The organism is Pantoea allii, assembly GCF_002307475.1.
GTDB lineage: Bacteria > Pseudomonadota > Gammaproteobacteria > Enterobacterales > Enterobacteriaceae > Pantoea > Pantoea allii.
In genome coordinates this window covers 61,246-72,414 of the sequence record NZ_NTMH01000029.1, presented here as the reverse complement: position 1 = coordinate 72,414, position 11,169 = coordinate 61,246, and the positions used below count along the sequence as shown (strand labels likewise).

General features: G+C 59.1%; 8 protein-coding genes. All 8 read left to right on the top strand.

The annotated features are described in order from the left end of the window. On the top strand, window positions 1-1,319 hold a 1,319-nt coding region (gene atzF, locus CMR03_RS09535; RefSeq protein ID WP_096011390.1), incomplete at its 5' end, for an allophanate hydrolase. A 3-nt stretch (window positions 1,320-1,322) separates the two neighbouring features. Further along, entirely contained in the window at window positions 1,323-4,940 is a 3,618-nt protein-coding gene (gene uca, locus CMR03_RS09530) for an urea carboxylase (RefSeq protein ID WP_096011389.1), read from the top strand. A gap of 9 nt (window positions 4,941-4,949) precedes the next feature. Continuing rightward, window positions 4,950-5,651 (top strand): GntR family transcriptional regulator, encoded by a 702-nt coding sequence (locus tag CMR03_RS09525; RefSeq protein ID WP_063878338.1) that lies wholly within the window; start codon window positions 4,950-4,952, stop codon window positions 5,649-5,651. Window positions 5,652-5,681: 30 nt separating this feature from the next. Next, window positions 5,682-6,950: an urea ABC transporter substrate-binding protein gene (urtA, locus tag CMR03_RS09520; RefSeq protein ID WP_063878337.1), complete on the top strand. Its 1,269-nt coding sequence runs from the start codon at window positions 5,682-5,684 to the stop codon at window positions 6,948-6,950. A 77-nt stretch (window positions 6,951-7,027) separates the two neighbouring features. Beyond that, window positions 7,028-8,593, top strand: coding sequence for an urea ABC transporter permease subunit UrtB (gene urtB / locus CMR03_RS09515; protein ID WP_096011388.1), 1,566 nt, complete (start codon window positions 7,028-7,030; stop codon window positions 8,591-8,593). After that, window positions 8,593-9,669, top strand: a complete 1,077-nt coding sequence (gene urtC / locus CMR03_RS09510; RefSeq protein WP_096011387.1) for an urea ABC transporter permease subunit UrtC — start codon at window positions 8,593-8,595, stop codon at window positions 9,667-9,669. The genes urtB and urtC overlap by 1 nt, the downstream gene beginning before the upstream one ends. Continuing rightward, a complete protein-coding gene (gene urtD, locus CMR03_RS09505; RefSeq protein WP_063878334.1) occupies window positions 9,662-10,453 on the top strand; it encodes an urea ABC transporter ATP-binding protein UrtD in 792 nt (263 codons plus the stop codon). Before urtC ends, urtD begins: the two co-directional genes overlap by 8 nt. Further along, a complete protein-coding gene (gene urtE, locus CMR03_RS09500; protein ID WP_063878333.1) occupies window positions 10,454-11,152 on the top strand; it encodes an urea ABC transporter ATP-binding subunit UrtE in 699 nt (232 codons plus the stop codon). The last annotated feature ends 17 nt before the right edge of the window (window positions 11,153-11,169 follow it).

Here is an 11,169-nt window from a genome sequence, read left to right as displayed (position 1 = left end):
TGGCTCGTGGCCTGGTGGCGTTCTCACTGGGTACCGATACCGCAGGTTCAGGCCGGGTACCGGCAGGATTTAATAATATTGTCGGCCTGAAGCCAACCAAAGGCTGGCTGTCCGCTCGCGGCGTCGTCCCTGCCTGCCGCCTGAATGACACGATCTCGGTGTTTGCACTGAGGGTAGAAGAAGCCTTTACCGTGGCCAGCCTGGCAGGTGGATACGATGCGCAGGACGCTTACTCCCGCGTTAGCCCACGCACGGCCCCCGCCGGCATGAAAACCCATCCTGATTTCGCCATTCCTGCTTCACCGCCGTTTTTTGATGATGCGGCTGCCGAAGCGGCATGGGATGCGGCGCTGGCCGCACTACAGGAGAGCGGCGCAACGCTGCATCCCATTGATTTCACGCCTTTCAGCCGACTCGCTGAACAGCTTTACCACGGCCCCTGGGTGGCCGAGCGTACCGCCGCCGTGGGTGAGATGCTTGCCCGGCCCGAGAAGATGGACCCGGTGGTGCACGGCATTGTCTCCAATGGCCTGAAATACAGCGCGGTCGACGCTTATCAGGCCGAATACCTGCGCGCCGATTTGACCCGCCATATCCAGCAGGTTCTGGCGCCGTTTGATGCGCTGGTCGTGCCCACCTCCCCCACGATTTATACCCTGGAGGAGATGCAGCAAGAGCCGGTGCTTTATAACTCGCATTTTGGGACGTACACCAACTTCACTAATCTGGCCGATCTCGCGGCGCTGTCACTGCCCGCCCCTTTCAGAAACGATGACCTGCCAGCAGGTATTACCCTCATTGCACCCGCCTGGCATGACCGCGCCCTGGCGCAGTTTGGCCTGCGCTGGCAGCAGGCTATCGCCCTGCCGCTGGGGGCGACCGGCAGAGCCCAACCTGCTGCGCCTGCACCACTTCCCCTTTCCAGCGACCACGTTCGCATTGCGGTGGTGGGCGCGCACCTGACCGGCATGCCACTTAACTTTCAGCTCACGCAACGCCAGGCAGTCTGGGTAGAAGAGACGCAGACCGCCACGCAGTATCGCCTATTTGCCCTGTTGGATGGCCCCATCAAAAAACCCGGTCTGATGCGAGCGGAACAAGGCGCAGCCATCACCGTCGAGTTGTGGGATATCCCACTGGCGCGCTTTGGTGAGTTCGTGGCTGAGATCCCACCGCCATTAGGCATTGGCAGCCTGACGCTCGCCGATGGTCGCGTGGTGAAAGGCTTTATTTGTGAAGGTTCCGCGCTCACACACGCGCTGGAGATCACCGAATTCGGCGGCTGGCGTCACTGGCTCGCCTCTCTGGAGAGTCAATAAATCATGTTCAGCACCGTCCTGATTGCCAACCGTGGCGAAATTGCCTGCCGCGCTATCCGTACCCTGAAACGTCTGGGCATCACAAGCGTCGCGGTCTTTTCCGATGCCGACCGCAACGCGCAACATGTTAAAGATGCCGATATCGCCATCGGTCTGGGCGGTGACAAAGCCAGCGACAGCTATCTGCGCATTGATAAGATTCTGGCCGCCGCGCAGGAAAGCGGGGCGCAGGCTGTCTGGCCGGGTTACGGCTTTCTCTCTGAAAGTCTGCCGTTTGCGGCCGCCTGTGAGCAGGCCGGTATCGTGTTTGTTGGACCGACCGCGCAGCAAATTGGTGAGTTTGGCCTAAAACATCGCGCGCGTGAGCTGGCAGCGCGCGCCGGAGTGCCCATGACGCCCGGTACGGCGCTGCTCGACTCACTGGATGACGCCCTGGCCGCCGCAGATAACATCGGTTATCCGGTGATGTTAAAAAGCACTGCCGGTGGCGGTGGGATTGGGCTGACGCGCTGTGCCGACGCCGATGCGCTGCGTCAGGCCTGGGAAAGCGTCCGTCGGCTTGGCGAACAGTTCTTCAGCGACGCAGGCGTATTTCTTGAACGCTGCATCGATCATGCCCGTCACGTTGAAGTGCAGATCTTCGGCGATGGCAAGGGTACCGTGGTCGCCCTGGGTGAGCGCGACTGCTCACTGCAACGTCGCAACCAAAAAGTGGTAGAAGAAACGCCCGCGCCCTGTTTACCCGCCGCAACCCGTGATGCGCTGCTGGCCTCAGCGGTGCGGCTGGGCGAGGTGGTCAATTACCGCAGCGCGGGAACCGTCGAGTACATTTACGATGCACAACAGGACGCCTTCTATTTCCTAGAAGTGAACACTCGCCTGCAGGTTGAGCATCCGGTCACCGAATGCGTCACCGGTCTTGACCTGGTGGAGTGCATGTTGCGCGTCGCGGCCGATGACGCGATCGACTGGCCACGCCTGCAGCAGGCACCTCAGGGTGCCTCGATTGAAGTTCGGTTATACGCCGAAGATCCGCTCAAAAACTTTCAGCCCAGCCCTGGCGTGTTAACCCACGTCAGCTTTCCCGACGATGTGCGCGTCGATAGCGGGATCGGCACAGGTAGCGACGTCTCAAGCTACTACGATCCGATGATTGCCAAACTGATCGTACACGCCGAAACCCGTGACGCCGCGCTGACCAAACTGCAAGCCGCACTGGATGCCACCCAGTTGCACGGCATCGCCACCAATCTTGACTACCTGCGACAGATTGTCGCCACCGACGCGTTTCGCACTGGCAAGGTCTGGACACGTTTTCTGGATAATTTCACGCCGTCGGCAGCCGTGGTGGAAGTCCTGCAGCCCGGCACCTTTAGCTCCGTGCAGGATGTACCAGGCCGCCTTGGCTACTGGGATATCGGTGTGCCGCCGTCAGGCCCGATGGATGACTATGCTTTTCGCCTGGCCAACCGCATCGTCGGCAATCACGAGGCCGCTGCCGGGCTGGAATTTACCTTACAAGGCCCGACGCTGCGTTTCCATTGCGCGGCGACGATTGCCCTGACCGGCGCTGACTGTGCCGCCACGCTGGACGGTGAACCCGTCGCTAACTGGCAGCCTGTTACGGTCAGGGCAGGACAAACGCTCACGCTGGGACGCGCTCAGCGCGGCTGTCGCTGTTATCTGGCCATTCGTAACGGTTTTGATGTGCCGGAATACCTTGGCAGCCGCGCCACTTTCTCGCTCGGGCAGTTTGGCGGGCACGCGGGGCGGACGCTGCGGGTCGCCGATATGCTACCGGTTTCCCAGCCATTGCTGGCGGCCTGTACCACGCCAGCGCCAGTCAGCGCACCTCAGGCACTCAGCCCGGCGCTGATACCGGATTATACCAACGAATGGCGCATTGGCGTGCTGTACGGGCCGCACGGCGCACCTGACTTCTTTACCCAGGCCGCCATCGATGACTTCTTTGCCAGCGACTGGCAGGTACACTACAACTCCAACCGTCTTGGCGTACGCCTGGTCGGGCCAAAACCCAGTTGGGCACGCGCCAACGGTGGTGAGGCGGGCCTGCATCCGTCTAACGTGCATGACTGTGAGTACGCCATTGGCGCGATCAACTTTACCGGCGACTTTCCGGTGATTCTGACCCATGACGGCCCAAGCCTTGGCGGCTTTGTCTGCCCGGTGACGATAGCGAAAGCCGAGCTGTGGAAAGTGGGTCAGGTCAAACCCGGCGACAGCATTCGTTTTCATCCCATCAGCGTTGAAGAAGCCACCGCGCTGGAAAACGCCCAGAGGCAGGCAATTGCCACACTGCGCCCCCAGCCTGCGCCAGCCTTTCCCGTGCCCTCACTGGCCGAAAACCACTTTGGTTCCGGCACGCTGCTTGCCGCCGTTGCGGCCACGGAGACCTCTCCACAGGCGGTCTATCGCCAGGCTGGCGATAAGTACATCCTGATCGAATATGGCGATAACGTCCTCGATCTGGCGTTGCGCCTGCGCGTGCATTTGTTAATGGAAACGCTGCGTGAACGGCCCGTTGCCGGTATTGAAGAGCTCTCTCCCGGCGTGCGCTCGCTACAAATTCGCTATGACAGCCTGGTCTTGAGCCAGTCGCAGTTGATGGCCGAGTTACTGGAACGTGAAGCCCTCCTTGGGGATGTGAGCCAACTGAAAGTCCCGTCACGCATCGTCTGGCTGCCGATGGCATTTGAAGACAGCGCCACGCTCGGGGCCGTTGAGCGCTATAAAGAAACCGTGCGTGCCAGTGCGCCCTGGCTGCCAAACAACGTCGACTTTATTCAACGTATCAATGGATTACCCCACCGCGAACAGGTGCGTGAAACGCTTTTTGACGCCAGTTACCTGATTCTGGGGCTGGGCGATGTGTACCTCGGCGCGCCCTGCGCCGTGCCTGTCGATCCGCGCCATCGCTTGCTGAGTTCCAAATACAGCCCAGCCCGTACCTTTACGGCAGAAGGCACCGTCGGCATCGGCGGTATGTATATGTGCATTTACGGCATGGACTCGCCCGGCGGCTACCAACTGGTCGGTCGCACCTTACCCATCTGGAACACCTTCCTGAAAAACCCGCAGTTCAGCGCCGGTGAGCCGTGGCTGCTGCGCTTCTTCGATCAGGTGCGCTTCTATCCGGTGACGGAAGAGGCGTTAACGCAGATGCGTGACGATTTCCGCGAAGGTCGCGCCACGCTTCGTATCGAAGAAACGGAATTTGATTTTGCCGCCCACCAGCAGTTTCTGACAGATAACGCTGAAGATATCGCGGATTTCCGCCAACGCCAGGCAGCGGCTTTCGACCAGGAGGTCACGCTGTGGTCGCAGGAGGAACAGGAGGTCGCGCCCCCTTCTGATACTGCACCGGATGCCGCCGTGGAGGACGACAGTGCCCTGTCCGTACAGGCGGATATGAACGGCAACATCTGGAAAGTCCTGGTGCAGCCCGGTGACGACGTCAGCGCCGGTCAAACGCTGGTGATTGTTGAAGCGATGAAAATGGAGCTGGCGATTGTCGCCCCGACGGCGGGTCGGGTGAAACGCGTCGACTGTCAGGCAGGGCGCGCCGTCAATCCCGGCGATTCACTGCTGTGGCTGGAATAAGGAGAGCCGATGACCACCCGATCCCCTCGTCATAAAGGTCGCCCGGAAGCGCTGGCGGAACGCGTTTATCAGACACTGAAAAACGACATTTTTGAATTTCGCCTGATGCCCGGTGACCGCTTCAGCGAAAGTGAAATCGCTGAACGTATGGCGGTCAGCCGCACGCCGGTGCGCCAGGCGCTGTTCTGGCTGGAGCGTGAAGGTTATGTCGACGTCTGGTTTCGCAGCGGATGGCAGGTAAAAACCTTTGATTTCGCCTATTTCGAGGAGCTGTACGACCTGCGAACGGTGCTGGAGTGCGAAGCCGTGAAGCGCCTGTGCGAGCTGCCCTCGGCGCAGTGCGCCGCCCGGCTGCGCGAGCTTTATCAGTTCTGGTGTGAGGCCGCCCGTCTGGATGAGGGCAAGAAGGTGTCCCAGCACGATGAAGCCTTTCATATGACGCTGGTTGCCGCCGCGGGCAACAGTGAAATCGCGCGTATCCACGCCGAACTGACCGAGAAGATCCGCATTATCCGACGTCTCGATTTTACCCGCGAAGACCGGATCGCGGCGACGTATCGCGAGCACGCGCAAATTTTACAGGCCATTTTATTGCAGCAAACCGGTGAAGCCCAGCAGATGCTGAGTGGGCACATTGCCGCCAGTAAGGCAGAGGTCAGAAAAATCACAATCCATATGTTACAGCAGGCCAGGCTCCAACCCATCGAATAACGCATCCATCTAACCAGGGGTTTAACATTGATGAAAAGACGTTCATTGCTTAAGGCTTTTGCGCTCTCCGCTACCGTCGCAGGTATGGGATTCTCATGGAGTGCCCAGGCGGCTGACACGATTAAAGTGGGCATTATGCACTCGCTTTCCGGCACCATGGCGATTTCTGAAACGCCGCTGAAAGATGTCGCCCTGATGACCATTGATGAAATCAATGCAAAAGGCGGCGTGCTGGGTAAAAAGCTCGAACCGGTGGTGGTGGACCCGGCATCAAACTGGCCGCTGTTTGCAGAAAAAGCGCGTCAGCTACTGACCCAGGATAAAGCGGCCGTCGTTTTCGGCTGCTGGACATCGGTATCGCGAAAATCCGTGCTGCCCGTCTTTGAAGAACTCAACGGCCTGCTCTTCTACCCGGTGCAATATGAAGGCGAAGAGATGTCCCCCAACGTTTTCTATACCGGGGCAGCGCCTAACCAGCAGGCCATTCCCGCAGTGGAATACCTGATGAGCGAAGATGGCGGCAGTGCCAAACGCTTCTTCCTGCTGGGAACAGATTATGTTTATCCCCGCACCACCAATAAGATTTTGCGCGCCTTCCTGCATGCCAAGGGCGTACAGGATAAAGACATCGAAGAGGTCTACACGCCGTTTGGCTACAGCGATTACCAGACCATCGTGTCGAATATCAAAAAGTTTGCCGCCGGCGGGAAAACGGCGGTGGTCTCCACCATCAATGGCGACTCCAACGTCCCGTTCTACAAAGAGCTGGCTAATCAGGGCATCAAAGCCACCGATATTCCGGTAGTGGCGTTCTCTGTGGGCGAAGAAGAACTCCGGGGGATTGATACTAAACCTTTAGTCGGTCAGCTCGCCGCATGGAACTACTTTGAGTCACTGGATAACCCCACCAACGCCAAATTCGTCGCCGATTATCGTGCTTATGCCAAAGCCCATAACCTGCCCAACGCCAGCAGCGTTGTCACCAACGATCCGATGGAAGCCACCTACGTTGGCATTCACATGTGGGCACAGGCGGTAGAAAAAGCGGGCACCACCGATGTGGATAAGGTGCGTGCCGCCATGGCCGGTCAGACCTTCAAAGCGCCGGATGGCTTTACCCTGACGATGGACCAGACCAACCACCATCTGCATAAACCCGTGATGATTGGCGAAGTGGAAGAGAACGGTCAGTTCAACGTGGTCTGGCAGACCGACAAACCGGTACGCGCCCAACCCTGGAGCCCGTATATCCCCGGTAATGACAAAAAACCCGACCACCCTGTGAAAACATCCCAGTAAAACAGGTGCCGCCCTTGTCCCGGAATAAGGGCGGCAAAAAGGACTTTCCATGCTCGCTTATTCAATGAGGCTCACTCATGACGCTTCGCCTGTGTTTCTTTAGTTTTTTGCTGCTCCTGCCGCTGTTTGCCAGCGCCGGACCGGCAGCCGACTTCGCTGCGGCCAGCCGAACCCAGCAGGCGGCATTGCTGCAACAGTGGGCGGCTGCGCCGGATGCCAGTCGCCTACCGCTGCTTCAGGCGCTGAAAGCCGAAACCGTGGTCACGGATCAGGATCGCCATCCCTTCAGTAAAACCGATAGCAGGTTGCTGCCGCTGGATGCCGCCCTGCAGCCGACGGGTGAAGTGAAAAAACTGTTTATGAATAACCGGCTGCGCGTGCTGGTTGCCAGTGCCCTCGCAGCCCATCAACTGGTGAGCAATGATGCCAGCGTGCGCCTGAGCGCAGCTCAGCAGTTACAAAATGATGCGGCCACCGATCTCCTTCCGCTGATTACGCAGCGCCTGAGCGTCGAAAAGGATGCGCGAGTGCACGCCGCACTGGCAATGACAGCAGCCAACCTGCAACTGACCAGCTCTCAGCCCATGGTTCGGCTGCGGGCGGTAAAACTGTTGGGCGAGTCCAGCGATCCCAATACCCAGGCCAGCCTGCAACGGCTGACGCAGCCCACAGCGGAACCCGATGAAACCGTCCGGGAAGCGGCGGCAGACAGCCTGAAACAGATCAAAAGTCGCCTGATGTGGGGCGATCTGCTGGGTCAGGCGTTTAGCGGCTTATCGCTGGGTTCGATACTGCTGCTTGCCGCGCTGGGTCTGGCAATCACCTACGGTCTGCTGGGGGTGATCAATATGGCGCACGGGGAAATGTTGATGCTGGGTGCCTACGCCACCTGGATGGTGCAAAACCTGTTTCAGCAGTTCGCGCCGCACTACATCGACTGGTATCCGCTGCTGGCGCTGCCGGTGGCCTTTTTGATGACCGCCGCTATCGGTATGGCGCTGGAACGCACCATTATCCGCCATCTTTATGGCCGCCCGCTGGAAACGCTGCTCGCCACCTGGGGCATCAGCCTGATGCTGATTCAGCTGGTGCGAATGCTGTTTGGCGCGCAGAACCTCGAGGTCGCTAACCCCACCTGGCTGTCTGGCGGTTTGCAAGTGCTGCCTAATCTGGTTCTGCCCTGGAACCGCATCGCGGTCATTCTGTTCGTGGTGTTTGTGCTGATGCTGACCTGGCTGCTGCTGAACCGCACGCGCCTGGGAATGAACGTGCGCGCGGTAACACAAAATCGGGCCATGGCCGACTGCTGCGGCGTACCGACGGGACGCGTGGACATGCTGGCTTTTGGCCTGGGCTCCGGCATTGCCGGGCTGGGCGGCGTGGCCCTGTCCCAGTTGGGTAATGTCGGCCCGGAACTCGGTCAGGGCTACATTATTGACTCCTTCCTGGTGGTGGTGCTCGGCGGGGTCGGTCAACTGGCCGGAACCGTCGTGGCGGCGCTGGGGCTGGGCATTCTCAATAAAGTGCTGGAGCCGCAAATCGGCGCGGTGCTGGGGAAGATCCTGATTCTGGTCATGATCGTGCTGTTTATTCAAAAACGTCCGCAAGGGCTGTTTGCGGTGAAAGGAAGGGTGACTGACTAATGACGCAACCGATCACCTTACGTCTGACTCGCCAGGCCCCGCGCCTGACGCTGTGTATTGGCGCACTGGTTACGCTGATGCTACTGATGATGCCGTTTCTGGCGCTGCTGCCTGCCGCCCATCCGTTGGCGATATCGACCTATACCTTAACGCTGGTGGGGAAAATCCTGTGCTATGCCGTCGTCGCGGTGGCGCTGGATCTGGTCTGGGGCTATGCCGGTTTACTCTCTCTGGGGCACGGTCTGTTTTTTGCGCTGGGCGGTTATGCGATGGGCATGTACCTGATGCGTCAGGCGGCGGGCGACGGCGTACCGGCCTTTATGGCTTTTCTCTCCTGGGATCGCCTGCCGTGGTTTTGGGCGGGCACCCAGCATTTTGCCTGGGCGCTGTGCCTGATTGTGCTGGTGCCCGGCCTGCTGGCGCTGGTGTTTGGTTTTTTCGCCTTCCGTTCGAAAATCAAAGGGGTTTATTTCTCGATCATGACCCAGGCGCTGACCTATGCCGGTATGCTGCTGTTTTTCCGCAACGAGACCGGCTTTGGTGGCAACAACGGCTTTACCGGTTTCACCACCCTGCTCGGCTTTAACGTCACCGCCACCGGCACGCGCATCGGGCTGTTTATCGCCACCGTTATGCTGCTGTTGGTCAGTTTGGGCCTGGGTTTTGCCCTGGCTCGCAGTAAATTTGGTCGGGTGCTGACTGCGGTTCGCGACGCGGAAAACCGTCTGATGTTCTGTGGTTACGATCCCCGCGGCTTTAAGCTGTTTGTCTGGACGCTGTCCGCCGTGTTGTGCGGTGTGGCGGGCGCGCTCTATGTGCCGCAGGTCGGCATTATCAACCCCGGTGAAATGTCCCCGACCAACTCCATCGAAGCCGCCATCTGGGTCGCACTGGGCGGGCGTGGCACCTTAATTGGCCCACTGCTTGGCGCCGCGATTGTTAACGGCGCGAAAAGCATTTTCACCGTCGCCTTTCCAGAATACTGGCTGTTCTTCCTGGGAATGATGTTTATCCTGGTCACGCTGTTTCTGCCGCGTGGTGTGATTGGCCTGCTGCGTCGGAGAAAACATGACTGAGCACCCGTTTACCCAATCGTTTCCTTCGGATCGCCATCGTGTTCAGCGCGATCCGGTGTTGCAACTGGAACAGGTCACCGTCTCCTTTGATGGCTTTCGCGCGCTGACCGATCTTTCCTTAGCGATCGGCGTTGGCGAACTGCGCTGCGTGATTGGTCCCAACGGGGCAGGGAAAACCACGCTGATGGACGTGATTACCGGCAAAACACGGCCAGATAAGGGCCGGGTCATTTACGATCAGGATCACGATCTCACGGCACAGTCACCTGTGGAAATTGCCCGCCGTGGTATCGGGCGCAAGTTTCAGAAGCCCACGGTGTTTGAAGCCCTGACGGTGTTTGAAAATCTGGAGCTTGCCCTGAAAACCAGCAAAACTGTCTGGGCCAGCCTGCGTGCACGGCTTAACAGCGAGCAGCGGGATCGCATTGACGAGGTCCTGCTCCTGCTGCGGCTCACCGGTTCGCGCCAGCGTCAGGCGGGCTTGTTGTCACACGGGCAAAAACAGTTTCTGGAGATCGGCATGCTGCTGGTACAGGAACCGCACCTGCTTCTGCTGGATGAGCCCGCCGCGGGCATGACCGATGCGGAAACCGACTATACCGCCGAGCTGTTCCGCGGTCTGGCAGGAAAACACTCACTGATGGTGGTTGAGCACGATATGGGCTTTGTGGAAACCATTGCCGACCACGTGACGGTTTTGCATCAAGGCAAGGTGCTGGCGGAAGGGTCGCTGCGCGACGTTCAGGCCAATGAGCAGGTCATCGACGTTTATTTGGGGCGCTAAATGTTACAGGTATCGGAACTGCATCAATATTACGGCGGCAGCCATATTCTACGTGGCCTGTCCTTTGAGGTTAAGACCGGTGAGATCACCTGCCTGCTGGGCCGCAACGGCGTGGGAAAAACCACCCTGTTGAAATGCCTGATGGGGTTGATTCCGGCCAAATCGGGTGAGGTACGCTGGCAGGACAAGTCGATTGGCGCGCGAAAGCCTTATCAGCGCGTGCAGTCCGGCATCGCTTACGTCCCACAAGGACGCGAAATTTTTCCGCGTCTGACGGTCGAGGAGAATCTGCTGATGGGGCTGTCACGCTTTCCCGCTGCCAGAGCGAAACAGGTTCCTGATGAGATTTATCAGCTTTTCCCCGTGCTGTTCGACATGAAGTCACGTCGTGGCGGCGACCTGTCGGGGGGACAACAGCAACAGCTGGCGATTGGTCGCGCGCTGGCAAGCCGTCCGCAGTTGCTGATCCTCGACGAACCCACCGAAGGGATTCAGCCGTCGGTGATCAAAGAGATTGGCATGGTGATCCGTCAGTTGGCGCAACGCGGCGATATGGCGATTCTGCTGGTCGAACAATTCTATGATTTTGCCGCTGAGTTAGCCGACAGCTACCTGGTCATGTCGCGCGGCGAAATTATTCAGCGCGGTCGGGGTGACGATATGGAAACGGATAACGTGCGGAGCCTGGTCGCGATCTGAGATAACAGCCACGTAGC